The sequence below is a fragment of the Flavitalea plasmicola genome (assembly GCF_030546645.1).
Taxonomy (GTDB): Bacteria; Bacteroidota; Bacteroidia; order Chitinophagales; family Chitinophagaceae; genus Puia.
Genome location: NZ_JAUOTO010000001.1, coordinates 769,779 through 794,514, shown reverse-complemented (window position 1 = coordinate 794,514; position 24,736 = coordinate 769,779). Strand labels below are relative to the sequence as shown.

Annotated in this window: 26 protein-coding genes; 8 read left to right on the top strand and 18 right to left on the bottom strand. The window is 52.3% G+C overall.

The features are described 5' to 3' along the window. Nucleotides 1-58 precede the first annotated feature (58 nt). Genes Q4E93_RS03105 through Q4E93_RS03095 form a run of 3 tightly spaced genes read right to left on the bottom strand, consistent with a single transcriptional unit; the run spans nt 59 to nt 2,030 of the window. On the bottom strand, nt 59-466 hold the full coding sequence (locus Q4E93_RS03105) for a c-type cytochrome (protein WP_303582628.1): 408 nt from the start codon (nt 464-466) through the stop codon (nt 59-61). A gap of 5 nt (nt 467-471) precedes the next feature. Continuing rightward, nucleotides 472-1,002, bottom strand: coding sequence for a YceI family protein (locus tag Q4E93_RS03100; RefSeq protein WP_303582627.1), 531 nt, complete (start codon nt 1,000-1,002; stop codon nt 472-474). A 17-nt stretch (nt 1,003-1,019) separates the two neighbouring features. After that, on the bottom strand, nt 1,020-2,030 hold the full coding sequence (locus Q4E93_RS03095; RefSeq protein WP_303582626.1) for a metallophosphoesterase family protein: 1,011 nt from the start codon (nt 2,028-2,030) through the stop codon (nt 1,020-1,022). A 188-nt stretch (nt 2,031-2,218) separates the two neighbouring features. Between Q4E93_RS03095 and Q4E93_RS03090 the strand changes: the two genes are divergently transcribed. Both Q4E93_RS03090 and Q4E93_RS03085 read left to right on the top strand, forming a co-directional pair. Next, the gene (locus tag Q4E93_RS03090) at nt 2,219-3,226 is read left to right on the top strand and encodes a sensor histidine kinase (RefSeq protein WP_303582625.1); all 1,008 of its coding nucleotides are present in this window, start codon (nt 2,219-2,221) and stop codon (nt 3,224-3,226) included. Beyond that, nucleotides 3,223-3,918: a LytR/AlgR family response regulator transcription factor gene (locus Q4E93_RS03085; RefSeq protein WP_303582624.1), complete on the top strand. Its 696-nt coding sequence runs from the start codon at nt 3,223-3,225 to the stop codon at nt 3,916-3,918. The genes Q4E93_RS03090 and Q4E93_RS03085 overlap by 4 nt, the downstream gene beginning before the upstream one ends. Nucleotides 3,919-3,936: 18 nt before the next feature. Here the strand turns inward: Q4E93_RS03085 and Q4E93_RS03080 are convergent, their stop codons facing one another. The 6 genes from Q4E93_RS03080 to Q4E93_RS03055 all read right to left on the bottom strand — a co-directional run bounded on the left by Q4E93_RS03080 (nt 3,937) and on the right by Q4E93_RS03055 (nt 8,763). Next, entirely contained in the window at nt 3,937-4,803 is an 867-nt protein-coding gene (locus tag Q4E93_RS03080) for a helix-turn-helix domain-containing protein (protein WP_303582623.1), read from the bottom strand. A 54-nt stretch (nt 4,804-4,857) separates the two neighbouring features. Then, nucleotides 4,858-5,250, bottom strand: coding sequence for a VOC family protein (locus Q4E93_RS03075; RefSeq protein ID WP_303582622.1), 393 nt, complete (start codon nt 5,248-5,250; stop codon nt 4,858-4,860). Between the two features lie 206 nt (nt 5,251-5,456). Then, nucleotides 5,457-6,278, bottom strand: coding sequence for an amidohydrolase family protein (locus tag Q4E93_RS03070; protein WP_303582621.1), 822 nt, complete (start codon nt 6,276-6,278; stop codon nt 5,457-5,459). Nucleotides 6,279-6,282: 4 nt separating this feature from the next. Further along, on the bottom strand, nt 6,283-7,632 hold the full coding sequence (locus Q4E93_RS03065; protein WP_303582620.1) for a dipeptidase: 1,350 nt from the start codon (nt 7,630-7,632) through the stop codon (nt 6,283-6,285). A 4-nt stretch (nt 7,633-7,636) separates the two neighbouring features. Next, on the bottom strand, nt 7,637-8,524 hold the full coding sequence (locus tag Q4E93_RS03060) for an OmpA family protein (RefSeq protein WP_303582619.1): 888 nt from the start codon (nt 8,522-8,524) through the stop codon (nt 7,637-7,639). Beyond that, nucleotides 8,521-8,763, bottom strand: a complete 243-nt coding sequence (locus tag Q4E93_RS03055; RefSeq protein ID WP_303582618.1) for a hypothetical protein — start codon at nt 8,761-8,763, stop codon at nt 8,521-8,523. Before Q4E93_RS03055 ends, Q4E93_RS03060 begins: the two co-directional genes overlap by 4 nt. Nucleotides 8,764-8,858: 95 nt before the next feature. On the opposite strand from Q4E93_RS03055, the gene Q4E93_RS03050 reads away from it, so the two are divergent. Next, on the top strand, nt 8,859-9,422 hold the full coding sequence (locus Q4E93_RS03050; protein WP_303582617.1) for a hypothetical protein: 564 nt from the start codon (nt 8,859-8,861) through the stop codon (nt 9,420-9,422). 45 nt (nt 9,423-9,467) lie between these two features. Here Q4E93_RS03050 and Q4E93_RS03045 read toward each other — a convergent pair whose 3' ends face one another. From Q4E93_RS03045 to Q4E93_RS03035, 3 genes are read right to left on the bottom strand one after another with little or no spacing between them, the layout of a single operon-like run. Then, a complete protein-coding gene (locus Q4E93_RS03045; RefSeq protein WP_303582616.1) occupies nt 9,468-11,312 on the bottom strand; it encodes a hypothetical protein in 1,845 nt (614 codons plus the stop codon). A 12-nt stretch (nt 11,313-11,324) separates the two neighbouring features. Beyond that, on the bottom strand, nt 11,325-12,638 hold the full coding sequence (locus tag Q4E93_RS03040) for a hypothetical protein (RefSeq protein ID WP_303582615.1): 1,314 nt from the start codon (nt 12,636-12,638) through the stop codon (nt 11,325-11,327). A gap of 5 nt (nt 12,639-12,643) precedes the next feature. Further along, nucleotides 12,644-13,543, bottom strand: coding sequence for a hypothetical protein (locus Q4E93_RS03035; RefSeq protein WP_303582614.1), 900 nt, complete (start codon nt 13,541-13,543; stop codon nt 12,644-12,646). 468 nt (nt 13,544-14,011) lie between these two features. On the opposite strand from Q4E93_RS03035, the gene Q4E93_RS03030 reads away from it, so the two are divergent. Then, nucleotides 14,012-15,394, top strand: coding sequence for a sigma-54-dependent transcriptional regulator (locus Q4E93_RS03030; RefSeq protein ID WP_303582613.1), 1,383 nt, complete (start codon nt 14,012-14,014; stop codon nt 15,392-15,394). 242 nt (nt 15,395-15,636) lie between these two features. On the opposite strand, the gene Q4E93_RS03025 is transcribed toward Q4E93_RS03030, so the two are convergent. The 3 genes from Q4E93_RS03025 to Q4E93_RS03015 all read right to left on the bottom strand — a co-directional run bounded on the left by Q4E93_RS03025 (nt 15,637) and on the right by Q4E93_RS03015 (nt 18,310). After that, entirely contained in the window at nt 15,637-16,053 is a 417-nt protein-coding gene (locus tag Q4E93_RS03025; RefSeq protein ID WP_303582612.1) for a hypothetical protein, read from the bottom strand. 158 nt (nt 16,054-16,211) lie between these two features. Continuing rightward, entirely contained in the window at nt 16,212-16,988 is a 777-nt protein-coding gene (locus tag Q4E93_RS03020) for a ThuA domain-containing protein (protein WP_303582611.1), read from the bottom strand. Next, a complete protein-coding gene (locus Q4E93_RS03015; protein WP_303582610.1) occupies nt 16,985-18,310 on the bottom strand; it encodes an APC family permease in 1,326 nt (441 codons plus the stop codon). Before Q4E93_RS03015 ends, Q4E93_RS03020 begins: the two co-directional genes overlap by 4 nt. Nucleotides 18,311-18,465: 155 nt before the next feature. Between Q4E93_RS03015 and Q4E93_RS03010 the strand changes: the two genes are divergently transcribed. Continuing rightward, the gene (locus Q4E93_RS03010) at nt 18,466-19,575 is read left to right on the top strand and encodes an AI-2E family transporter (RefSeq protein WP_303582609.1); all 1,110 of its coding nucleotides are present in this window, start codon (nt 18,466-18,468) and stop codon (nt 19,573-19,575) included. Here Q4E93_RS03010 and Q4E93_RS03005 read toward each other — a convergent pair. The 3 genes from Q4E93_RS03005 to Q4E93_RS02995 are packed head-to-tail and all read right to left on the bottom strand — an operon-like array spanning nt 19,553 to nt 21,380. After that, nucleotides 19,553-20,683 carry a glutathionylspermidine synthase family protein gene (locus Q4E93_RS03005; protein ID WP_303582608.1) on the bottom strand — a complete coding sequence of 377 codons (1,131 nt, stop codon included), beginning with the start codon at nt 20,681-20,683 and terminating at the stop codon, nt 19,553-19,555. The two genes, Q4E93_RS03010 and Q4E93_RS03005, sit on opposite strands and share 23 nt — an antisense overlap. Before the next feature lie 44 nt (nt 20,684-20,727). Further along, nucleotides 20,728-21,057, bottom strand: coding sequence for a hypothetical protein (locus Q4E93_RS03000; protein WP_303582607.1), 330 nt, complete (start codon nt 21,055-21,057; stop codon nt 20,728-20,730). Beyond that, nucleotides 21,054-21,380 (bottom strand): hypothetical protein, encoded by a 327-nt coding sequence (locus Q4E93_RS02995; RefSeq protein WP_303582606.1) that lies wholly within the window; start codon nt 21,378-21,380, stop codon nt 21,054-21,056. The genes Q4E93_RS03000 and Q4E93_RS02995 overlap by 4 nt, the downstream gene beginning before the upstream one ends. A 272-nt stretch (nt 21,381-21,652) precedes the next feature. Here Q4E93_RS02995 and Q4E93_RS02990 point away from each other — a divergent pair, with 272 nt between their 5' ends. From Q4E93_RS02990 to Q4E93_RS02980, 3 genes are all read left to right on the top strand, one after another. After that, nucleotides 21,653-22,288 carry a TetR/AcrR family transcriptional regulator gene (locus Q4E93_RS02990; protein ID WP_303582605.1) on the top strand — a complete coding sequence of 212 codons (636 nt, stop codon included), beginning with the start codon at nt 21,653-21,655 and terminating at the stop codon, nt 22,286-22,288. A 52-nt stretch (nt 22,289-22,340) separates the two neighbouring features. Continuing rightward, nucleotides 22,341-23,594: an MFS transporter gene (locus Q4E93_RS02985; protein WP_303582604.1), complete on the top strand. Its 1,254-nt coding sequence runs from the start codon at nt 22,341-22,343 to the stop codon at nt 23,592-23,594. Between the two features lie 345 nt (nt 23,595-23,939). After that, a complete protein-coding gene (locus Q4E93_RS02980; RefSeq protein ID WP_303582603.1) occupies nt 23,940-24,713 on the top strand; it encodes a hypothetical protein in 774 nt (257 codons plus the stop codon). Nucleotides 24,714-24,736 lie beyond the last annotated feature (23 nt).

Here is a 24,736-nt window from a genome sequence, read left to right as displayed (position 1 = left end):
AATAAGGTTGCTATGGCAGCCGGGTGGTTTTAGGAAAATTTTGGGAGTTGGCAGCCTGCTACTTCAATGATACATTGTCCGGATGAGGCTGCCCATTGTGACAGGTGTTGCAGGTGATCACGAGGGCCGGATCTTCCAGCTTCGGATGCTTCCCGTTGAAATATTGCTTATTGATCCGCAAGGTCATTCGCATCATGATCCTTGCCATCGCCTTTTCTGGCTTTGCATCACTGGCATAGTCCAGCCGGTGCGAGCCTGCTTCTTCGGCATGACAGAAGCCGCAGGATACGCCCAGCGCATCTGAAAATTCATCCACCATGATCTTCGACATGGCTTTGGATGTTATGTTTGCGGGCAACACTTTGAGGTTCCGGTATTCACTTTTGGGGGGATCGATCGCGGCACTGCAAAGGAACAGGAGGAGGGTGATCCCGATAATGAGGACGTGAGTGTTGTTTTTTTTCATGCTCTTTAATTTGCAAATACATTCAGGTCGACTTGCATTTCATCCGAGATCGTGCTGGTCCCTCCTACTTCAAAGTCTTTCCGGTGGATCCTGAAGGTTCCCTTGAAAAGATAGCCACCGTTGGTTGCAGCGGCCGAAAAGGGAAAGGAGATCTCTTTTTCATGCCCCCTGATGGTCAGGCGTCCCGTGAGTATCCAGGTACCCGTCCTATTGGAAGAGGTGACCCGTGTGGACTGAAAGTGTATTTTCGGGTAATGCTTTATATCCAGGTAGCTTTCTCCTTTCAAATGATCGTCGCGCAGGGAATTATCCGTGTTGATGGTTCCGGCGTCTATATTTATGTCGAAGACGGCTTCATTTGATCGCGCGGGATCGAAATGGATATTTCCCTCTATGCCTTTCAGCATTCCGCTGACACGAATACCAAAATTCCTGATCGTAAATCCTATGGCTGACTGGCCTTCTACAGGTTTGAGCTGGGCCCTTGCATTCATTATTGTGAGCAGGCACAGGACCTGTAATAGCAATGCTTTCAAAATAACTGGCTTTTGAGTTAGGAATTGACCGCTGTCCCCGCTGCTTCCGCCAGGGGCGTGTCCGTGATGGCCAATGTATGGTCATGCTCCACGTAGTGTACGTTGGTGAGGCCGAGGAGGCCCCGCAGCTTTTCGGCGGGGACTTTCATCGGTCCCGCGGAAGGAGCCATGCCTGGCTGGGGTTGAGGGAAGGCGGTGGAAGCTGCCGTATGAAAAGTGATATTGCCCTCCACCTTTAACATCGTCTGGTGAATATGCCCATTCAATACGGATACCGAGCCAAACCGCCTGAGGTAGGACAACGCCCGTTCGCTGTCCCGGGTTCCCCACCCCCACTGGGGATAAACTGCCCAAAGGGGAATGTGTGCAAATACGACGATGGGTGTGCTATTCGACTGCCCTTTCAGATCGTCCTCCAGCCATGCCAATTGCGCATCGCCCAGGACGCCCAATCCTCCCTCCGCCGTATCTACCACGTTTACCAGCCCGATGAAATGCACGCCGTTCTTGTCAAAACTATACCAGCCATTGCCTTTCGTGCCCTTACCATATCGCTGGAGAAACTGTTTGCCATTGTCATTCAGCACGTCATGCTCGCCGGGCACATAAAAGATCCTGTCTGTCTTTACTGTTTTCAACATTTGATCCAGGGTATCGAACTCTTCCGCCTGCGCAAGATGGGAAAGGTCGCCGGTGTGCAAAACAAAAGAGGGCGCGTTGGGCATGGCATTGATCTTCCCGATGGCCGCCTGCAGGGTGCCTGTCACATCGGGGTTGGCGGGCTTGTTGAACCCAATATGGCTATCGCTGATCTGGACAAAGCTGAAATCGCTGGGAGGGAGGATGAGGCCCTCCTTAAGGCGACCTGTATGCTTATCCAATAGTTGGCTCATTCCCAATGCCTTCAGGCTGCCCCCGCTCATCAGCCATAACACACCTGTGCCTGCCCAGGCCATACATTTGATAAATCCCTTGCGGTCAATGCCGTCGTCATTATGGTCGCTGTGGATCCTGTCGTCTTGTTTCATGTCGTTTTTTTTAAAATGCTGGTACAAAAGAAAAAGAATCCCCGATGGCTGCACAATCATTTACATGAAGTATGCTCCTGGCATGATCATCTATGCCTATTCGTTCATCAAGGAATTTTCATAAATGGTGTAAAACCGCCAGAAAAGGGTGCGGAAAGGGTTTAAATTTGACTCCGTAACTAATTCCAATGGGCAAGCGGATCGATTTTTTATGGTGGGCGGCTTTGTATCTCTTCTGGGTATTGGTGCTCCAGAACAGGGCTTTTACGCTGTCAAAGACATGGACCATTCAATTTTGCTACCTGCTCTTCATAGCGGCCAACTACTATTTCCATGTTGGTTATGCCATTCCGACTTTCCTGTACCGGAAAAAATATGTTGGCTTCGGTATGTTGCTTGTATCGGGCATTGTTGTCACGGCCATTCTGCGCGTGCCGCTGGTGATCTATATGAACAACCACTTCTTTTCAGCGCGTGGCGCACAACCTCCGGTGACGGACATCTTTTATTCGTCGCTGCTGAATATTTCGATCTGGGTGATCGGCATCCTTTCTTTCAAGCTGGCGCTGGACCAGCTGCGCCTGCGTAAACATATGGGCGAAATGGAGAAGGAAAAGATCAAGGCGGAGCTTGACTTTTTAAACGCGCAATTCAACCCTCATTTTCTTTTCAACTCCATCAATTCCATTTATGCGCATATTGATAAGCGAAACCCTACCGCCCGGAATATGCTGCTCAGCTTTTCCGAAATGCTGCGTTACCAGCTGTATGATTGCAACACCCATTATATCAGTGTGGATAAGGAAATGGGCTATATAAAGAACTATGTTGCCATTCAACAGGCAAGAAAGGAAAGCAGCCTGCAGGTCTGTCTGTCCATCGGAGAGAATGTGACAGGGTTCCTTATTGCTCCGCTGCTGTTCATCGCCTTTATCGAAAATGCTTTCAAATATGTCAGCGACAGCGACGAAAAAGAGAACAAAGTGCATATCCGATTTGAAAAAAGGGAGCAGGGCCTCCTCTTCACCTGTATGAATACACGGGAAGGGGGAAAAGGCGGCGGCATCGGGCATAAAGGCATCGGGATCGCCAATGCCAGGCGCAGGATGGCCTTGCTTTATCCCGACAAACATGCACTGGATATCGTAGACAATGAACATATTTATGAAGTCACTCTAAACCTGCAATTATCATGAACTTACAGTGTATCATCGTAGATGACGAACCGGGGGCCCGCAAACTGCTGGAGGAATACATCGAAGACATTGACTTCCTTCAATTGGTGGGAAAGGCGGAAAATCCCTTAAAAGCAAATGCACTGCTCAACAGCCAGCGGGTGGACCTTATGTTCATGGACGTCGATATGCCGAAGATGAGCGGCATCGAGTTCTTACGTTCCTTACCGGCGGTGCCCCCCACGATCCTCACAACGGCCTATACCGAATATGCCATCGAAGGATACGAGCTGGATGTCCTGGATTACCTTGTCAAGCCCATCTCTTTTGAAAGATTCCTGAAAGCCTGCAATAAGGCCCGTGAATACTGCGCTGCCCCTGCCTCGGCCGATCATTTTTTTGTAAAATGCGACGGGAGGATCGAAAAAGTGCTGTATGACGAGCTGATCTTTGTGGAAGCCATGCTCAACTATGTGGTGTTGCATACGGAAACGAGGAAACTGATCGTCCATCTTACGATCAAGGGTATCGACGGGCAGTTGCCGGCGAAGCACTTCCTGAAGATCCATAAATCCACCATCATCAATATCAATAAAGTAAAAAGCATTGAAGCCAATGAGATCAACCTGGGTAAGACCAGGGTGGTCATCAGCCAGAATCTCCAGGAGGCGGTGATCAAGGAGATAATCCGGGACAGGATGCTGAAAAGATAAATTACGCTATTTTGCGGATCACCTGCGTGTGTTGCGGACGGAATAAGGGGTGATGCCAAACTTCTTCCTGAATGCATTGTTGAAATGCTGAGGAGTGGCGTAGCCTAGCTCATAGGAGATCTCGGCCGCCGTCTTTTCCGTATCGCGCAGGTATTGCCAGGCAAGCTGCAGGCGTTGCTCCGTGAGATAGCCGAATACAGTACTGTTGAAAGTCTCTTTAAAGCCCCGTTTGAGCTTATATTCATTCAGTCCCACTGTCCTGGCTATTTCCGAAAGGTTGGGCGGGCAATGCAGCCTTTCATTGATCAGGTCACGTACGGCGATCAATTTCTCCTTATCGGTCTTGCTCTTAATAAAGGTTTCTTTTTTGCCGGCGGCAGATTTGCATGCTTCTGCGGACAGGACCAGCAGCTCGATACTTTTTGAAAGGAGGAAAAGTTTTTTAAGCTGATCGGCGTAATTACAATGGATGATCTGCTGTATGACCTGCTGGATATTCGTATCGACGGCGCCCCACTCTTCGGACAGCATGGCGCTGTTGCCTTTCAGGATCTCATCGGAGAATCTTTTAAGCTGATCGTCCCCGTTCTGGGTGAACCGGATGAACATGGCCGCGGGGAACTGAACGCCAAAGGTCTCCAGTTCCAATGTCCTGTTCTCCACTACCATGTCGAACGTTTTCGAGTACATGATGTTGTGGTGGCCTCCAATGAGGTCATAGGTCTTATTCAGTTGCCGATAGGTAAAGCTGTAATTGCCTTTCAGGCCAAAATGGAGGCGGACCACGTCATTTGTGCTGCTGGCGGGACGGCTGATATATTCTTCGAACTTCATGACGCCATGACCCATGCGGATATCGTCGAACTCCCAGACGGTGTAGTCCATGGTGCCTTTTTCTAACTGTATGTGTTGCCGATCTTCCATGCCGGGGTAAAGGTACTAATTTGCCGGCTGCAATAAGTCCCATTGATTGCCGTACAGGTCTTCGAAAACGGCCACCGTGCCGTAGGGTTGCGTCTCGGGTAGTCGGATAAAGCGAACGCCGTTGTTTTGCATTTGGAGATAGTCCCTTTGGAGATCGTCGGTAAACAGGAAGAAGGCGACGCGGCCACCAGTCTGACGGCCTATTGCCGCCTGTTGGTCTTCGCCATCGGCTTTTGCCAGGAGCAGGCGGGTTTCTTTCGAGCCTTTGGGTGCGACGAGCACCCACCGTTTGGTTTCGGTGAGGCGGGTATCTTCGACGAGGTCGAAGCTGAGCTTACGGGTGTAAAACGCGATGGCTTCGTCGTAGTCTTTGACCAGGAGGGTGATGTTGGCGATGAATTGTTTCATGGGGTAAAGGTAGGGGGCTTGCGGGTTTTTTGGTTTTTCTGGTTTTTCTGGTTTTAGGTTTTTCATTGCCGGCAGCTATATAGTCTTCCGGCGCTGTACTTTCAATCTCCGATCAGCATTAGGACATTGTCTGCGGAGACTGATGCTCAGCTGCATAATATGTCCCTACCGTATGAAAGATAAGGCGCCTTCAGACATATAGCTGCCTACAGTCGTGCCGTTGCGAGTGGGGGTTTGGTGAGGTGTTGATTGTGTAGATGGTATTGGTTTTGGCGTTGGCGTTGGTGTGATCGGGCTTGCCTGGTCAGGCGCAGGAAGTTGCCGGAGAGCATGAGGGCTTCTTCTTCGGGGGATGCTTTCAGGTACAGGATCTTGGCCAGCTCGACGCCGGGGTGGAGCCAGGGGCCGTCGGAACCGAAGAGGATCTTATGGGCGCCGGCTCTTTCATAAGCCATTTTGAACAGATCGAATCGTTTTACTCCGGAGCTATCGGTATATATATTGGGATGCCGGACCAGGTGGTCGATGAAACTCAGCTGCCAGCTCCAATTATCGGAAAAGGTGCCCAGGTGGGGGATGATAAAATTGATATCGGGATATTCGGTGGCGAGCAATTCGACGGTGGCTATCTCTCCTGTCACGTCATAAAGTACGGGCAACCTGAACTGCCGGGCTGCCGCGCAGATCTCTCTGGAAATGGGCGCATCATGGCGATGGACCTTTATCCCGCAGAAATGATATTCCTCGACGGCGGTGCGTACCATGCTATGTATGCGGCCTTTATCCCTTTCGGCATCCAGGAAAGCATATCCGTAGAAACGGCCGGGATCGCTGCGCACGATGTTAGCCACTTCAAAGTTGGCCCGGGCGTAGTCCGCATGCAGCGCGGCAAATAACACGGTCCTGTGCACGCCGGCGTCGTTACACCATTGCAGATAATCTTTCAGGGGAGCATTGGTATCCCAAGGTCCCGAGAGGCCGTCGCCTTTGCCGGCATGGCAATGGCTGTCGATGATGAGGGTTGACATACTATTATGCTTTAGGCATTCCGGAAGCCACCAATTGCAGGAATTGCCGGATGGTGTCGATGCCTTTGAAAAAATCGGGCAGATAGAATTTTTCATTGGGTGCGTGCATGTTGTCGTCGGCCCGGGCAAATCCCAACAATACCACAGGAACACCCAGGATGGTGTAGAGATAATCCACGGCTCCAATGGATCCGCCGTTGCGGAGGAACCGGGGCTTTCGCCGGAAAACCTTTTCGCAGGCAAGTGCGGCCGCACGGACGTAAAAATTATTCCGGGGGATGATGACGGGATAACCAACAGCGCCATAGGTGATCTTCACGTCCGCGTCTTTGACTTCATTCCTGACATGCTGCTCCAATAATTTTGATATCCGCCCGGGTTCCTGGTCGGGTACCAGGCGGAAATTAAGCTTAACGGAGGCGACCGCGGGAATGACTTCCTTAAATCCTTTTCCCTGGTAGCCTGCCGTTATCCCGGTGACTTCCAGCGAAGGGCGGCTGGAGATCCGCTCGTACATGGAAAAGCGGCTTTCTCCCCAGGGGGCGAAGGCTTCCGCCTCCTGCATGAGGGCAGCATTGCCGATGCCATTCGCGGCGACAAAAGCTCTTTCTGCGGGCGACGGGTCCCGTACGTCCTCGTAGAACCCCGGAATGGCTATAGCGTTGTCCTTATCGTGCAGCCCTGCGATGAACTCCGCCATTTTTATGGCCGCGTTGGGAACGTAGCCGCCAAATGTTCCTGAATGAAGGTCTTTGGCCATGGTCCGCAGCGTTACCTCTACTTTGACGGAGCCGCGTAAGGAGTAAGTAATGGCCGGTTGTCCCGGCCCTACCATCTTAGTATCGGACACCACAACGGCGTCACATCGCAGTAGCGTTTTGTGCTGCGCTACAAATTCTTCCAGTCCTACGCTGCCGATCTCTTCGGCGCCTTCGATGAGGAACTTGACGTTCACCGGCAGGCGTCCTTCCTGTAGAAGCTTTGCTACCGCCTTGATATGGGTGAACAGCTGGCCTTTGTCATCCGAAGCCCCCCGGCCGACAATATAGTCGCCTTTGATAGCCGGCCGGAAGGGTGGCGTATCCCATTTATTCAACGGATCGACGGGTGTGACGTCATAGTGTCCATAGAAGAGGATCGTAGGTAATGCGGCGTCGATCATATATTCTCCATATACCACCGGGTGTGCCGAGGTCGGCAGGACCTTTGTCCGCTGCATACCTATCTCGTACAGATGGCCTGCCAGCCAGCTGGCGCAATCGAACATGGCCTGCTGCTGGCTGCTGTCGGCGCTTACGCTGGGGAATGAGATGAACTCTTTCAGGTCGCGTACTATATCTTCCCTGCTGATCATGAGCTTATCTGGTAAAGCTGCCTTTTCTAACGCAGATCGTCACACGTCTGTTGGCCGCGGCATTCGTCTGGGAGACAGGACTTGTCTCTCCTTTTGAATCGATCTTCCAGAAAAGATGTTTCTGAGAGCCGGGTTTCAGCAGGGCCATCTGTTTCTTCAGCTCTTTTACCACGGCTGCTGCACGCCGTTCGCCCAGGGCTTCGTTGTAGTCTTCCGTACCGCTGCTGTCGGCATGCCCGGTGGCAATGACGGTATTGCTGTTCTGCCTCAGGATGCGTTCAGCCAGCTGCCGGAGCTGTGCTTTATGTGCGTTCTTCAGTTCGGCGCTGTTGAAGGCAAAGCGGGACACCGTTGTACAGCCACGTGCGGAGGTGCCGCAGGTATGGCAGGGGCGTGCCGGCGCCGTGGCAGACGGCTCAGCGGATAAAGGGGGTGTGGGACCTGGTGCGGGGTAGGCGCCTGGTGCGGGGTAGGCGCCTGGTGCGGGGTAGGCGCCAGCAGATCCGGGGTACGAGCTTTCGGGCCCTGCGGACGACGGCCCGGGCGCGGGCATGGCGGTGGGGCATGCTCCATAGCCGCCCGTTTGCATGGGCTGACCGGCAGGCATGGACTGTGCGGGCATGGGCTGACCTGGGATCGGTTGACCGGTGAATGGCTGGCCAGTGAATGGCTGACCAGTGAATGGCTGACCTGGTATCGGCTGGCCGGGCAGGCTCATGCCTTGCTGGATATACTCCACGTACGAACCGGGTATTCCGGGCGTGTATGGTGCCCTGCGGCCACCTGGGGCGCCGGCCGTATAGCGTACGGTACGGGTGCCGGGGGCGCCAGTCGTATAGCGCGTGGCGCGGTGACCGGGCTTTCCGGGAATGTGACGGCCATGGCGTATCATGGTGGTGGTCCCTGCAGGATAGGCGTGCTGTTGTTTTCTTCCATGGTGAGGCCAGCCTGTGATAGGCTTGTGAGCAGTGCCTGTGCGATGTGTTGTCCTGGCGGCGGGGGTGGTACGATGTGAAGGAGCGCCAGGGCGATGGGCGGGAACAACGGCGCCACGAGGATGGGCTCCGATGCCACGGCGATGGACTCCGGCGTGCTGTGCAGGAGCCGCTGTGCGCCGGATATTGGTGACATGGTGTGCACCCGGATGGCGGAGCGGGGACGCGGTTCCCGCAGAAGGACGATGGGTTGGCGTAACCGTACCTGGAGCATGGCGAATGCCGGTAGTGGTGCCTGTGGTTGCAGACCGGCGACGCGAGGGCCAGCCGGTGGTCGCGGTAGACCGGCCTGCAGGGCTTGCGGCGCTAACAGAATGCCGGGGGGCTGTCGTGTGCCATGCTGTTGCAGCCGGCGGGCGGCCTGTTGCAGACAGCGGGCGGCCTGTTGCAGACAGCGGACGGCTTGCAGTGGATGGTGGGCGTCCTGGCATGGATTGGCGTCCTGGTATAGATGATGGACGGCTTGTTAAGGATGGTTGGCGACCTGTTATGGATGGTGGGCGGCTTGTTACGGATGGCGGGCGTCCTGTTACGGATGGCGGGCGTCCTGTTACGGATGTGGGACGGTTTGTTATGGATGGCGGGCGGCTTGTTATGGACGGTGGACGACCTGTAGAAGCCAGCGGCCTACCGGTGGTAGAGGACCGCAACGCATTCGATGGAACAGCAGCTCTTACAGGGCCTGCGGAGAGCGGGTTCCGGGCCGCTCCCGGAGCGGCCGGCCGGCCCGCCGGGCCATTGGCTGCGGCGGGCATTCTCGAAGCAGGTCGTGCAGTGGGTTGTATCATGACATAATTTTTAATGGTAAATAAATTAGTGGTCGTTGTAATTGGCCGACCTTTACACTCTCCTATCCTTTGCACGGACCATCATGCGCTGGTTCTGCACAAAGGTTCCGTTGCCTCTCTCCTGCATCAGACGCTGCTGGATGAGATAAGCGGGCTGGATCGCAAAAGTGCTGGTGGACTGAACCTTGTCCATGGTCAGGTCGACGCCTGTCACTACGCGATACGCATGGGTATACCGGTAAATATTATTACGGAACTCCTGGGCCCAGTTGGCAGCGTTATTCCTGTCGAGGGTAACATCGCTCCAGTTGCCATAGCGGATGGACAGCAGGATCTGCTCGCCATGGATCGCCAGCTCATAGTAGTGAAGAACGCTGGTCTCACCCCATTGCTGGATATGGCGCATCGTGTCCACACGATCCATCCAGGTTTCCGGATAGGGCACCATCACCCTGCCTCCCAGGAACTCACGCATTTCCGGCCTTGCCAGGATATATTGCTGCATCATCATCTCCTGCCGGGCAGTCCAGGTGAGATTGCCGTAAGCATTGTGATTGCCTTCGGCCAGCAGCAGGTGCACCTCCCTTAAGGCATTGAGGACGGGGAAGGCGTCGGCGATATAGGTCGTATCATCACTTTCCTTGAAGTACACAAAAGACAGATTCAGCAGATTGTGAAAAGCTTCCAGGAATTTGACGCGCGTGTCCACGTTGTTCGACTTATTCACTGCGCGGCCCGTGAGCAGGAGACCATATTCATGGTCATACTCGTTGACACGGCGGGGCAGCGACAAACGATGCTGCTCGTCCTGGATATAGCCCCAAAGAATATAGCTCAGGGGACGAAGCGGATCGGCATCGAAGCGTTGCAGCCTGTCGGAAAACACGTCGGTACGTATGTTCTGGAACCGGAGGTTGATAACGTTCATGGTCTGGGCCAGCCCTGCCTGCTCCATCCAGTAACTCCAGATGAGCTCTGTCATGAAGGGATTGTACAGCCGTTGCTCTTCCCTGCGGGCAACGTCACCACCTGACTCATCTTCGTAATCTTCGCTGAGGCTATCGAGCTTCAGGTCATCCCGGATACGATCGATGACGAAGTCATAATAAGGGAGCTTTCCGCTGGAGCCCACGTATCCTATCAATTCTTTTTCATTCAGCCCGAACTTCGACAGCATGTGGAACTCCGTGGCGAACTTGATGAGATTGTACTCTTCACTTTTGACGAAAGGCGACCGCCTTTTAGCGCTTTTCCGGTTGAAATGCCTGCCACCTGCATCCGGCACATTATGGTCGAGGATCGTATCGATGAAGTGCTCATACTCTTCAAACTTCAATGAATGAGCCTTGATCGCCTTCCACAGTATTTTGTCCGTGGTCTCTTCGATGCCGGGTCTTTCCAGCTTGACGTTGACTTCGTTCTTTTCCGGCTGTGCTTTCAGTTTGATCACGGCAAAAGGGACTACATCAACGGAAGATCCATCGTTCTGCGGCAGTGACACCACGTCGCCGATGGGAGGCGTGGAGCCGGGAATTGTAAACTGCTGGTCCCTGTCTGTAATGTCCTCATAAAAAGTGAGGGTATTGCCGCCTTCCGTAAAAGCATCATAGTTGATGGGGAATTGGTACAAAGTCGATGAAGGGCCGTTCTTAGGCGCGTTTCGGACAACCAGGTCTTTGGAGGTGAACACCAACGGTATGATCTCACCACTGTCGATCCGGAAGAAAAACCGGCGGATAGGCTTGGTTTTTCCCGGAGTCTTGCCCTTGTCATAGATCTCGACATCCAGGCGCGCCAAAGAATCATTTTCCGTCCAGGCCAGCACTAATGGCTCAAACGTCTGAGGCGATGCCGGCTGTCCTTTGGCATTTCTAACCCTTGTTATTTCGCTGTTCATAATTACTTTTTTTTAATCGTTAATTAAATTTTTTATTTCATGGATGATCTGCCTGGTCTCCTTCTTCGTTCTGTTCTCCACACTCAAGAAGGCCCATCGGGTTAGCCAGTCAGATAACAATTTACTCTCTGCGGCTGCTGAGATATTCGTGTCGGCATGTGCCTGTCCGATAGCTGCGAAGACAAGACTGGGAGGCGCTGTGCTGATCTCTTCCGGAGAAAAGCGCCAGGTATTATACAGGAACTGTAGCCGTGCCGGATGTCTTGTCTTATAAGGGAAGATATCCAACAGCTTTTTCCCTTTGAGCGTCGCAGACCGGTGATTGATGACCAGATCGGTGAATTCCGGCATTATCCTATTCAGGGCATCAATGATAGCGAGGGTCGCCGGGCTTTCCTTCTGCAAGGGATACATGGACAGCCACAAGCGTTCCAATCTCTCCCATTGCTCGTGCGGATAGATCTTTTTGCCAAAAGCGAGGCTCAGCCGGACCCGTATCCATGGAAAGGGATGTGGGTCATCCAATTTTATCCTGAACATGAAATAACGCGGTAAGCTCACTACATTAATCAGACCTAGTGTTGCCCCTATGCCGAGGTGGGCCATGGCCCAGAAGTCCGCCAGGATCTCGGAGATCCACCGGTGATAGAGCTCCCAGGCCGCCGGGTAGTTGCTTTTTTTCTTCCTATACTGGATCTGATTACGGATAGAGCGCACCAGGTCCAGCAATGCTACTCCCTGGTGGCCTACCTCGTGTATAAGTGAGGAAGCGATGCCGCTGCCTACCATCCTTTCCCTGGGAAGCTGTACTACGGCCACCGGGTTGTCCCCTCCGCTGGGAAGCCTTGTCCTGGCCCTGCGTATCGCAGCTCCGTGACCTCTTTCCAGGTAGCAGATGACGGGCGGCGCCTTGTAATATTTACCCTTCAGGTCCAGGGCATCGGCGGCGAGGACATCCAGCCCCGCCACCCAGACCCCTGTATCGTGCTCGGCGCGCTGGGAAGTGACATCAGCAAAGATGTCGAGCTCATCCAGCAGATCGTTAAACCGGAGCTTAAGCACTGCAAACCTTCTCTGCGCCTCTTCCGCTGACACGTGCTGGCTGTCGGGATGACTGACCCAGGCAACAAAATCCCTGACCCGTTTTTTCAGCTCTTTATTGCCAGACACGATCAGATCGGTGATGCCTTTGAGGGCTTCGTCCGGAATACATGCGGCAGTCACCATCGGCATGGTCAGCGCGAACGGTTTCACCGTCTCCAGCCTGCTGAGTAAGGACAACGCTTCGTTGACCAGGAAGCGGGTGGTAAATAGGTTCCGCCTCATATTGTTCAGAGGTTAAGAATGATCTGATTCCCCTGTTGGTACCATGTGCCAGAACCTTCGATACCAGCACCGGCTCCCGGGCCTGCCATTGACTGATCGGGTTCATAGCCATTGTCATATCCACCGGCGGTGTAGCCGCCAAAACCATAACTGCTGCCTCCTGCGCCTATGGGCCTGGTGCGGGGTGCTACGGGACGGCTGAAGCGCCTTCCGGTAGTACGAACCCTTTTCAACAGACCGGGAGCAAAACGTTTTGCGGCCGAAATGGTAGCGGCCCGGGCAACACGGCGGGGTTGGAATTTATAATTCGGATTGCTGGCAGCCTTGCGAACGGCATTGGTAGCGAACCGTGTATAGGCCCTGGCCAGTTCGAATTCCTTGTCCTCATTGCTCAGACCTTCCAATTCCAGCTCAAACATGCCGGAAGCCAGGCTACCCAGCTTGCCGCCAATAGCCCCTCCCAGTCCCGGTACGATCATATTGCCCAGGGCTGAGCCTGCGATCGGTAATGCTTTTTTCGCTGCTGATTTCAGGAAGCCTCCAATCGCCTTACCCGCAGAAGATTTGGCAAAGTTCTTTACTGCGCCTGCCGCCTTTTTGATCAGGCCGCCCAGGAACTGTTCCAGTTCGGCTTCGTTGCTGACTTCCAGCAGTTCTGTGGCCAGTTCCATCTCCAGGGCCTCGTGGGAGGTCTCGTGCATCTCGGATTCGCCTTCAAACTCATGGTATTCAGACTCTCCGTGCAGCTCGTTCAGGAATTCATCCTCGAATTCATGGCTTTCGCCTTCACCTTCGAATTCGCCTTCGAATTCAAATTCATTTTCGCCTTCGAATTCATGTCCTTCAAATTCATGGCTTTCGAATTCCTGGTTGGCTTCGCCAACTGTACGTCCTATGTTGTGCATAACTGAAATTTTTTAAGATGATTAAAATGGATTGATTAATGATGAAATAAGATTGCCGGCATTCCCTATATGCCAAACTACGTGCCAGTGGATTTTGAGGCCTTTTTCCAGTTGTTTTCCGAATATTTTTTCGGGGTCGCGAAAAAAATCGCGTGAAAGGATGAATTTATTTTCGTGCCAGGCGGCTGCGGCTGGCCAGGGAAAGAATACCACAAAGAGGGTATAGGGAAAAGGGGTCCAAGAACCTATCTTTATATTAAAGGCTCTTCATATTTGTCTGACCCATTACAAAATTATCTGTTCCTATCTCCCATACCTACCCGTTCGTCTGGGATTCACCAAAGCCTGTTCCCTCATGCATTTTAACACCTGAAGAATGCATAGGATCATCGCAGGTATATCGCTCTGTTAGTGCCGGTCTCTCAATTTTACCTGACGTCTTCTTAAAGGGTACCTTAAATCATTGCATTGAGCAAAAGAACTGACCATATGGATGTTTGGTGCGTACACCTGTCGCCTGTATTGTCATGTGTGCAAAAGGTATCCGAAGCTTTTCAGAAACAGCAGATCGATCTGCAGCACTGGCACAGTAAGACGTCCATAGAGCTGGGTATCATTTTTATAGCCGGCAATGAACAGTTTGACAACCTGATCTCGCTGTTGAATATACAATTGAAGCAGCGGGGTAACAGGGTCATTGTACTCAATACCTCGCCCGAGCCATTAGGCAGACAGGAAGTCATGCGGATCTTTAGTTTTGGTGCGGAATATTATTTCGAATATTCCTCCTGTGACGACCAATTCGAATGCCTGGGCGATAAATTCATACGCTGGCGCACCATCGAGATCATGATGCGGTCATCCGTCGTGCGCAACCATATCATCGGGGAAAGCAGGATCCTGAAAAAACTGATCCGGAATGCCATCGAGGTTGCCGCCTATTCCGATTGTGCAGTTCTCATTATGGGTGAGCGGGGCACTGGAAAGGAGTCCCTGGCCCGGCTGATCCATGCGGTCGACAAACAGCGGAGCCAGACCAACCTGGTGCTGTTAGATTGCACTACCATTCGGGCAGAACTTTCAGGCAGTGAGTTCTTCGGTCATGAAAAAGGCTCCTACACAGGCGCCGACCATAGCCGGGAAGGCGCCTTCGCCCTGGCTGACAATGGCTGCCTTTTCCTGGATGAGATCGGCGAGCTGCCATTGCGCATGCAGGCCGAGCTGTTGCGGGTGATCCAGGAGGGCGTGTATAAAAAGCTGGGAAGCAACGTATGGAAGCAAACAGACTTCCGGCTGGTGAGCGCCACTAACCGCAACCTGGAAGAAGAGGCGGAAAGGGGGAATTTCAGGAAGGACCTTTACGACCGCATCTCCCTCTGGAAGTGCGATATGCCCAGCCTGCACGAGCGAAGGGAGGATATACCTGCGCTGGTGCATTTCTTCCTTCGGAAACGATTCCCTGAAGATACGATGCCGTCCATCGATCCGGCTGTGATCGATTATTTAAAGGAACGGGATTATCATGGGAATATCCGGGAACTGCAGCATCTTGTCAACCGGATCTCCATGAGATATGTTGGTAAGGGCCCTGTTACACTGGGCGATATTCCGGAAAATGACAGGCAATTTTGTTATACGTCCGTCAAGAAGAGCTGGCATGAGCAACCGGAATTGACTGCTGCCATTGCGGAGGCGCTGCAGAACGGGTACGACGTGAAGCATATCATGGATATGATCAAGTCGCTCATCACACGGACGGCACTCTCCTTCAGCGATAGTAATAAGGAGGTGTCGCAGCTGTTGGGGAAGAGTGAAAGGTGGATACAGCTGCAGAAGGCTAAGGAACGTTAGTTTTTTGGGGTTTGTTGTTTAGTTAGGTGCTTTGAGTTTTTTCTGCTTTGTCGGTAGCTATATGGCCTTCCGTCGCTGTACTTTCCTCTCTCCGATCAATTTCAGTAAACATTGAGCCAGGACTATTGCCAGGCATTGATACATAATTCTCCCATCGGAAAGATAAGGCTCCTTCAGGCATATAGCTACCTATGGTTTGCGAAGCAATCGTTGTTTTTGTGTGGGGTTGGGTAGGTGCAGGTCTAGTGAAGAACGGCTTGCCTGTTCACCTGTGTCTCCGTATGGATAGTGATGTTGGTGGACACTTTCTCCTTTCCTCCAACCACTACTACCTGGTAGTCTCCGTCTTCCAGCTGATTGAAGTCATACATGCTGGCATACTCCTGTTCCGCCACATTTTCGTGGAAATAGATATCGTCCTTTTTGCGGATGATGATGGTTGCATGGCGGCTGTTGGGATTGGAGAAGGCGATGCGGAATCGCATGTCATTTTTGTCGGGTTGTTGGATCACCACCCGCAAATGGGGTGTTTCCAGGGAGTCCAGCAGGGCGTTCACCTGTTGCATGGAATGAAAGGCGGTGTGAAAGTTCTGGGCTTGAGCGGCTGCGGAAAGGCCCATGATAAGAAGGCCTGTTACAAGGAAAGTACGTGTTGTCATGTTGAAACGGTTTTTTTCTAAATAGGATTACAGCGCTGTAACGTTTTGTCGCCGCAAAGATCATTACTATATGTTACCTCAGCATTATGGTGTGGTTAAGGCTATGTAATGCCTGATTATTACCGGTCCTGGCGGACCGGGTTTATTTAGACGCTAACCTATTGTCCTTCGGACGCCCTCGCTGTGCTCGGGCTTGTTACCCAAAATATTGCATTCCTGAACAACGTCGTATATGCCTTATTGTTAAAAAGCTCCGGGGAATGTCCCATGAATATATAAATATTCCGGGCGGCATAATGCTCATTCGTCCAGATGACAGGGTGATCGCCCATTTTGATGGTGGAGTTGGGCGCATAGGTCGATTCATCTACGCTGGCGATCACATGCACGTTCGGACGGGGGCTCGTATCCCAGGTATACCATTCCTCTTTTTCTATGACAAATGAAGCGGGTATACCTTTCATGCAGGGATGAGCGGCATCTTCTACTTTGACATGGGCGCTTGCAAAATCAGCGATGTAATTCTTCCAGCGTATGCCCCCCATAAAGGTGGAGAACCATGGCCAGATGGGATAGCCGTCGAATTCCCCCAGCAGCGTGGCATGGTGGAAGCCGATCCAGCCGCCGCTGCCCTGTTCGATGTAATGTTGAAAGGCGGTGACGGCCTGGGGCGCCCAGGCATAGGGTGGAAAGTCCAGCTGAATAAACAGGGCGTACCGGGCAAGGGTACTATCGTTGATGGTTTGGGTATCATTAATATAATCGATGACGAGATTGCTGTCGGTGGCCAGCTGGCCAAGCCAGACCTTTGCAGCGCGGGAGAATTCAATATGATGACCGCCATTCTCATATAGTACGAGCACGCGGATGGGGGGCCGGGCATTGGCTGTCAGCGCAGGGAGCAGCGTCCATAATAGGAAAGAAAGCATTCTCATGTCTGTTGTTTTAAGGCGGGTGTCCTCCAGAGGACCAGTTGCCAACCAAGCTCTGCCGAGATCAGCATCCCTATGGAAATAAGCGCAGGCATGGCCATGGTCCCGGAGGAGGTCAGCGCGCCGGAAAGGGCGATGGCATATACGCCAACGGGGAGCAGGATCATCAGCAACAGGCCGGTGTTATTCAACGGGATCCTGAATGGACGATGCGCCATCGGCTGCCTGATGCGCAATACAAAGAGGGTGACGAATTCCAGCGACAAGCCTGCGCCGTACAGCACGATGTCCATGACTACGAGGTCTTCAAAGGTCCAAAGGATCAGTATGCTGACGACCATGGAGGAAGCGATAATGGATAGATACGGGGTCTGGAAACGGGGATGGAGCCTGCAAAGCCAGGAGGGTAACAGGCTGTCTGCCGCCATCACCTGGGGAACCCTCGATACCGAAAGGAGGACGGCGGAGTAAAGTCCCAGCGTACTGGCCATGCCTCCGGCCGCCAGCAGGGCGCCCAGCCAATGGCCTCCTGCGAGGGTGCCGAGCACGGGCCATTTACCATTGTCCAGCGTTTCCGCGCTGATACCGCTGCGCTGTACGGCCAGGGCCGAGAGCATATAGACCCCTACGATGAGGATAAAAGCCAGGCTAATGGATAACAAATAAGACCGGGCGGGGCGCCGCACCTCCCCGGCATAGGTGGTGGCATTATCCCATCCGATGAAATTCCACATCACCGTGTAAAGCCCCATCGCCACCGGAGAAAAACCCAGCCCGTGCAGGGAAGGGGTGGGTATGGCGGGAATGCCGGTATGCCGGGTAAGCAATACAATAAAAAGGACGAGGAATGGCACCAGCACCATGATACCTAAAAAGACAGAGGTCTTCCCCACTGGTACGATGCCCAGGATATTCAGCAAGGCCGAAGACCAGATGATCACCAGGCAGATGGGAACCTTGTACGCTTCGATAGCAGGGAAAAAGAAGGCGGCATACCCGATGAACAGCACGGGATAGATAGCCAGGTCGATGAATGTATACAGCCAGGTCCACCATCCTTCATAAAATGCCCAGCGGATGCCCAGGGCACGCTTTACCCATTGATAATACCCCCCGGTGACAGGCATGAGGCTGTTCAACTCCAGCACGGTGAGGATCGTGGGCACATCCCATAGCAGGGGCGTCACTAAAAGCAGCATCAGGGCCCCCTGATTGCCGACATAGGTAAAAAGCGACTCCAGCCCATACGGACCGCCGGAAACGGTGAGGAAGATGATGGCAGCAAGCTGCAGCGGGCGAAGTTTTTTAGCGGAAGACGAAGGCATGAGGGACTAAAAATAAAAAGAAAATTCCAAGGGTGAGGAATATTATACTCAGCTTGTGTATACATCCTGCCAGTACCAGGCATTAGCATGGCGTATTTGCCCCTGAAAAAAAACCGGCACGCTAAACGCTATATAAGGGTATATCATTTCCCCTTATGCCCGTTTTTAAAAAGTATCCCTTTTATCTGCGTGCCACCGTCATCCTTCTTGGATTGATCCTATGTTCATATGCCCTGGCCAACCTACGGGGCATTCTTATCCCTTTTTCATTTGCACTTTTCCTGGCCATCCTGCTGAATCCCCTGGTGGACCGGCTGATGGCCTGGAAGGTGCCCAAGGTGCTTTCCATTACCCTGGCGTTGATAGCCGGCATCGTGGTGATCGCTGGCATATGGTATTTCCTGGCCACGCAGATGATGCATTTTACGGATCAGCTGCCCCTGCTGCGTAAAAAATTCGGGGAATTGCTGGCGAAACTGCAGGCAACCCTGACAAAAGACTTCAATGTGCCGATGGCGAAGCAGAACCAATACCTGGGAGAAGCCGAGGCAAGCATCAAACCCCTGGTGGGCCAACTACTGGGAACGGTAGCCGGCACCCTGACCACGGCCACGCTCCTGCCCGTCTATACTTTTTTGCTGCTGTACTACAAGACACTGCTCGTCAATTTCATTTATGAAATATTCGCCGAAGAGAATGCCAACGAGGTGGCAACGGTACTTCGCCAGGTCAAGGGCGCGATCCAAAGCTATATGGTGGGCCTGCTGTTGGAAGGCCTGATCGTGGCTTCTCTTAATACGCTGGCTTTGGTGCTGCTGGGTGTACCCTATGCCGTACTGCTGGGCGTGCTGGGTGCGCTCCTGAATGTGCTGCCTTTTATCGGGGGACTTCTCGCCATCTTCCTGCCTTTATTGGTCGCGACCATCACCAAAGACGGGTTCGGCACACAGGTAGGCATCATCATTTCCTATATCGTCATCCAGTTTACGGACAATCATTTCCTCATCCCCTATATCGTCTCGTCGAAAGTAAAGATCAATGCGCTGATCTCGATCCTCGTGGTATTGCTGGGCGGCGCCGTCTGGGGTATTTCGGGCATGTTCCTTTCCATTCCATTCATCGGCATCCTGAAGATCATTTTCGATCGCATCGATGAACTGAAGCCCTGGGGCAAATTATTGGGCGACGAAATACCCACCCGCCTTCCGGGACGGCGCAGGATCAGCCTCAAAAGGAAAACGGTCAAACAATCAGGTGCGGGATAAAGCGGCTAAGGTTATCCGTCACCAGCTGCCTGGACTCCCGGATCCCCATACCGGCCGGCTCCTGACCGATGATCCAGCTTCCCAGCACCGGGTAATTACCGCTGAAAGACGGAATGTCGAACAGCTCCTGGTAGATATAGCCCTCCTTACCATACTCCCCGGCAGTGCTATACACGGGCTGGTTGTCCCGTACCAGATCTATATTGGCCCCTTCCCGGGAAAGGATGGGTTTCCTGGCATAATTGCTCAGACGGCCTTCCTCAAAATAAGCCGGCAGGATGTAAGGGCACTCAGGATAGAGTTGCCATAAAACAGGCAGGATGGCCTTATTGGAAAGGAGCATTTTCCAGCCAGGCTCGATCCAGTAGGCCCTGCTTCTGTCCCTGAGGATGTTGACGCCGAACTCATCGTTGACCATCCATTCCCAGGGATACAACTTGAAGATATTCTGCATGGGCCGCAGCTCCATGTCCATGAATACCTGGGCATCCTGGTCCCAGCCGATGTCATCCACTAAGATCAGGCGCGTATCCAACCCTGCCTGTATGGCGCAATCCCGCATGTATTCGGTATTGGTCAGGTCCTCCAGGGATTGCTTCACACAGGTGAAATGAAGCGGTGCAGGATAAAGATAATTCTTCAGGTATTGCCAATATGCGATGAGCTTCTCGTGTATGCTGTTGAACTGATCTTTGCTCTTATCGAAATCCTGCAGCCAGAACCATTGTACAATACCGGCTTCGTAAAGACTGGTCGGCGTATCGGCGTTAAATTCCAGGAGCTTCAGCTGCCCCTCTTTGTAAGCAAAGTCGAACCTGCCGTAAATGGCCGGATGGTCTTCCGTCCATGACCTTTCTATATAAGGAATGAAGTCAGAAGGAATGGCGAAGTGATGATAGAGGTTATTATCCATTACGTGCTGTACGGCGCCCAGGCAAAGATCCCAGAGCTCGGCCGACGCCTTTTCGATAAAGAGGACCTCGTCCATTTTGAATTGGTAGCAGGCGCTCTCGTCCCAGTAAGGGACATTCGTAGAGTGAAAGCCAAAGCCTAATTTTTCTACAGCCGACTGCCAGTTATTGCGGGGATTGATGACGATCCTTTCCATATGTTGTGTTTGAAGGGCGTTGATTGTTGGAAATAATATGCGTGTCAGGAGGATACGGAAAATGATCCGCGGCCGAAACCGCCTCTGACGACACTGCCTTTGTACCCATTGCTGCCAATGTTGCTGGCTTCGCTGATGGCGCCTGAATAATATCCTGCCCGTTGATAGTACCCATTGTACCAGTTGCCATAAGGCCTGAATGCATAGTACCAGAGCGCGGGGCTGGTGTGGGAGTGATAGGCGCGGGAATAGGGCGCCGTACTGTCACCGCGGACATACACTTTATTGCCATTCTGCCACTCGTTGTTGGGACGGTGACAGCTTGCCAATGCGGCAGTGATCAATATAAGCTCTATGTGCTTCGTCTTTTTCATTTCAGCGTTATGTAGATCTCGTAATCTTTTTTTACACTCACCTTTTTGGTGTCGCCATCCTCGTTCTCGGCGGTGGCATCCCCGATGCCCAAAGCCGGGATGGTGTCCTGGTGGACCACCGTCCTGAACTCATGGAAGTTGACCCATACCTTGTGGGTGGTGAGCAGCACGTCATGGGTGCTGTCGGCATGCTGTACGGTGACAGCTGTCTCTATCGCACCGGCGCGGTTAACCGTGTCAGTGACATCATCCTTTTCGCTGTTGCTGCAGGATGCCAGGCCGAGCATACTGGCTGCCAGCCATAATTTGATTGTAATACGCATGGTTGTTAAGGGTGTAAATCAGAATGTGAAAATAACGGGATGTTGCATTGTATGTTGTGATCTCTTATGAAGAATAAAGGTACTAACGGCGCTCATCCGCCCTAATAGAATAGGGAGTGACGGTAGTCATAAACGGAGGGTACGATAAAGGAACATGATGAATGGATGTCAGGGTTGTGGAAAACTTTGTTTTAAAATGAATGAACGTTCATTTATATTTGCCCTTGTATTAAACCGGAAGGGTCATGGGGTCAACACTTATATTTGCATTCATGAGAACAAGGGATGAAAATAAAATAGAGGCCATTTACAGGGAAGCGTTGCAAATGGTTGTCAATGAAGGGTTTGAAGGGCTGAGCATGCAGAAGTTGGCAAAGGCTGCGGGAGTCTCCCCCGCAACGATCTATATTTATTTTAAGGACAAGGAGGATCTGCTTCTGCAGCTGCACAAACGGGAGCTGGATAAATATTTCGCCTATATCCTGGATGGCTTTGATCCGGAAATGGATTTTGCCTCGGGCCTGGCTGTACAGTGGAAGCGAAGGGCCGAGTATGTTATCAAGCATCCGAACGAGGGTCATTTTATGGAGAATTTTGCTTTTACGCCGCTGCTGCAAAAATCCATTCGTATGCGGGATAAGCGCTTTTCGGAAATGATGTCCCGGTTCGTCACGAAGGCCATACAAAATAAGGAGCTGGTTGTCATGCCTTTCGAGGTATACTGGTCTGTAGCTTTCGCTCCCCTTTATAACCTGGTCCGGTATCACAAGGCGGGCATGAACCTGTCCGGGGAGAAATTCCAGCTGACGGATGAGATGCTGATGCAGACCCTTTCATTGGTATTGAAGGCGTTGAAACCAGGCGCCGGCGAGCCTGTGCCGGACATCAGCTGTATAAAGCACCAATAAAAAATTTTTTGACTTATTAATTAAACGAACATTCATTTATTAAATACATCCAATGAACACGACCTCTGCTAAAACAGCTGTCTTCAGCCGGTATCAAATATTCATGATCGTGCTGATCTCTTTACTTCAGTTCACTGTGATCCTCGACTTTATGGTAATGGCGCCATTGGGGGCCATGTTGATCCGTATCCTGCAAATCAGCCCTTCCCAATTCGGGTGGGTGGTGTCGGTATATGCTTTCAGCGCCGGCATTTCCGGTGTCCTTGCCGCCGGCTTTGCCGACAAATTTGACCGGAAAAAAATGCTGTTGTTCTTTTACGCGGGATTTATAGTGGGCACTTTGCTATGCGGCATTGCGCCGGACTATTCCTTTCTGCTGGTGGCCCGTATGGTTACCGGCGTATTCGGCGGTGTCCTCTTCTCCGTCAACATGGCGATCGTCGCTGATCTTTTCCCGCTGGAAGTGCGGGGCCGGGTCATGGGCTTTGTGCAGATGGCATTTGCGGTGAGCCAGGCGCTGGGCATTCCTGTCGGGTTGTTCTTCGCCAATCAATATGGATGGCATATGCCTTTTCTCATTATCGTGGGGCTTTGCCTGGTGACGGGCGCCGGCATCGTCAGGTGGATGCGGCCTGTGACCGGACATCTGAAGGAAAGAGCTGCGCAGCAGCCTTTATTACACCTGGCCCGGACGGCTACCAGGAAGGAATATATGGTAGCTTTTTTATCGACCGTGTTCCTTTCCACCGGCGGCTTCCTGATGATGCCTTATTCCAGCGCTTTCCTTGTACGGAATGTGGGCGTGGCGGAGAAGATGCTGCCCGTCGTCTTCATTGTGGCAGGTTGTGCAGGTCTTGTCACGGGGCCGCTCATTGGCAAATGGAGCGATAAGCTGGGCAAATACAGGGTATTCATCATGGGCACCATGCTTGCCACCCTTATGGTGTTGATCATTACGCATCTTTCCGTAACCCCTTTTTGGCTGGTGTTGATTGCCAATACCCTGATGTATACGGCTGTCATGTCGCGGATGATCCCAACCCAGGCATTGGTATCGGGCGTACCGGATATGAAGGACCGGGGAGCATTCATGAGCATCAACTCTTCGGTGCAGCAGCTGGGCGGCGGCATCGCTTCTGTCGTTGGGGGCTGGATGATCGGTCAGGATGCGGCAGGCCGGCTGTTGCGATATGACCTCCTGGGATTGGTGACGATCGGGGCGTTCGCTATTTGCGTGGTGCTGATGTATTATGTGGATCGGGCAGCTTCTCGAAAATATTCGTCCCCAATACCTGTACGCGGTTGATCCTTCCCTCCTTATCCTTCAGGAACTGCACGGGATAGGATTCCGCGTCATTGTAAAAATAGCTGTCTGTCCTGGGAGAGACAGCTATTTCTTTCCCATCCCACAGCTGTCGTATGATCAGATCATTGTTCGCGGGCCTGATCTGTACCTGGTTGTCCGGATCGTCTTTGGACCGACAGGTACCTTCGTAGCTTTTCAGCTGGGATGGGGAAAATGATATGGATAGTTAAACAGTGAAAAAAGTGACCAATCTGCCACTTTTGGTGATGGATCCGTAACTTCAAGAATCCTCCAGAATTGGGATGCATCTTGCAGCAGTTTGCATAAACCAAAGACTTCATATTCATGAGAATATTGCTTCATCTACTACTCATGACACTGGTGTTCCCACTTATAACATCAGGCCAGGATGACTACGAGATCCAGGTCTACGCGTCGCCGACGGTCAATAAAGGCAGTACGATGGTGGAGCTGCACAGCAACTTTACCATTGACGGATCGAAGACTATCCAAAGCAAAGTATTGCCCACCAACCATGTACTGCATGAGACCATCGAGATCACCCATGGATGGAACTCCTGGTTCGAAACGGGCTTTTATATCTTTAACACCATCGGAAATAACAACCGCACCAACTATGTCGGCAGCCATATCCGGCCGCGGGTGATGGCGCCTGCGTCCTGGGGATGGCCTGTGGGAGTTAGCCTTTCGCTGGAAGCCGGCTACCAGAAAAGGGAGTTCAGCGAGGATGACTGGAGCCTGGAGATCAGGCCGATCGTGGACAAGCAATGGGGGAAGTTTTATTTTTCCTTCAACCCTACTTTTGACAAGTCCTTTCACGGGATAAACAAGAATGCCGGTTATGAATTCTCTCCTAATTTAAAAGCATCCTACGATGTCACGAAGATCATTGCAGCCGGCTTTGAATACTATGGTGCGCTGGGCCCCCTGAATAATATCCCCTCTTATCAGAACCAGGGGCATCAGATCTTCGTGGCGGTGGACCTGGACTGGTCCCCGGACTGGGAGTTAAATGTCGGCTACGGCCTGGGCCTTACGCAAAGCACAGACAATGATATCTTTAAGATCATTCTAGGATACAGGTTCCATAAAAAATAAGGTTTTAACACAACCTAAACAAA

Coding starts and splice junctions, on each gene's coding strand:
- Q4E93_RS03045 (WP_303582616.1), bottom strand. CDS start 11,312: ATGAACAGCGAAATAACAAGGGTTAGAAATGCCAAAGGACAGCCGGCA.
- Q4E93_RS03080 (WP_303582623.1), bottom strand. CDS start 4,803: ATGGACTACACCGTCTGGGAGTTCGACGATATCCGCATGGGTCATGGC.
- Q4E93_RS03040 (WP_303582615.1), bottom strand. CDS start 12,638: ATGAGGCGGAACCTATTTACCACCCGCTTCCTGGTCAACGAAGCGTTG.
- Q4E93_RS03075 (WP_303582622.1), bottom strand. CDS start 5,250: ATGAAACAATTCATCGCCAACATCACCCTCCTGGTCAAAGACTACGAC.
- Q4E93_RS03085 (WP_303582624.1), top strand. CDS start 3,223: ATGAACTTACAGTGTATCATCGTAGATGACGAACCGGGGGCCCGCAAA.
- Q4E93_RS03055 (WP_303582618.1), bottom strand. CDS start 8,763: ATGTCACCAATATCCGGCGCACAGCGGCTCCTGCACAGCACGCCGGAG.
- Q4E93_RS03070 (WP_303582621.1), bottom strand. CDS start 6,278: ATGTCAACCCTCATCATCGACAGCCATTGCCATGCCGGCAAAGGCGAC.
- Q4E93_RS03035 (WP_303582614.1), bottom strand. CDS start 13,543: ATGCACAACATAGGACGTACAGTTGGCGAAGCCAACCAGGAATTCGAA.
- Q4E93_RS03090 (WP_303582625.1), top strand. CDS start 2,219: ATGGGCAAGCGGATCGATTTTTTATGGTGGGCGGCTTTGTATCTCTTC.
- Q4E93_RS03095 (WP_303582626.1), bottom strand. CDS start 2,030: ATGAAACAAGACGACAGGATCCACAGCGACCATAATGACGACGGCATT.
- Q4E93_RS03010 (WP_303582609.1), top strand. CDS start 18,466: ATGCCCGTTTTTAAAAAGTATCCCTTTTATCTGCGTGCCACCGTCATC.
- Q4E93_RS02985 (WP_303582604.1), top strand. CDS start 22,341: ATGAACACGACCTCTGCTAAAACAGCTGTCTTCAGCCGGTATCAAATA.
- Q4E93_RS03000 (WP_303582607.1), bottom strand. CDS start 21,057: ATGAAAAAGACGAAGCACATAGAGCTTATATTGATCACTGCCGCATTG.
- Q4E93_RS03065 (WP_303582620.1), bottom strand. CDS start 7,632: ATGATCAGCAGGGAAGATATAGTACGCGACCTGAAAGAGTTCATCTCA.
- Q4E93_RS03020 (WP_303582611.1), bottom strand. CDS start 16,988: ATGAGAATGCTTTCTTTCCTATTATGGACGCTGCTCCCTGCGCTGACA.
- Q4E93_RS03015 (WP_303582610.1), bottom strand. CDS start 18,310: ATGCCTTCGTCTTCCGCTAAAAAACTTCGCCCGCTGCAGCTTGCTGCC.
- Q4E93_RS02990 (WP_303582605.1), top strand. CDS start 21,653: ATGAGAACAAGGGATGAAAATAAAATAGAGGCCATTTACAGGGAAGCG.
- Q4E93_RS03005 (WP_303582608.1), bottom strand. CDS start 20,683: ATGGAAAGGATCGTCATCAATCCCCGCAATAACTGGCAGTCGGCTGTA.
- Q4E93_RS03060 (WP_303582619.1), bottom strand. CDS start 8,524: ATGATACGCCATGGCCGTCACATTCCCGGAAAGCCCGGTCACCGCGCC.
- Q4E93_RS03025 (WP_303582612.1), bottom strand. CDS start 16,053: ATGACAACACGTACTTTCCTTGTAACAGGCCTTCTTATCATGGGCCTT.
- Q4E93_RS02980 (WP_303582603.1), top strand. CDS start 23,940: ATGAGAATATTGCTTCATCTACTACTCATGACACTGGTGTTCCCACTT.
- Q4E93_RS03105 (WP_303582628.1), bottom strand. CDS start 466: ATGAAAAAAAACAACACTCACGTCCTCATTATCGGGATCACCCTCCTC.
- Q4E93_RS02995 (WP_303582606.1), bottom strand. CDS start 21,380: ATGCGTATTACAATCAAATTATGGCTGGCAGCCAGTATGCTCGGCCTG.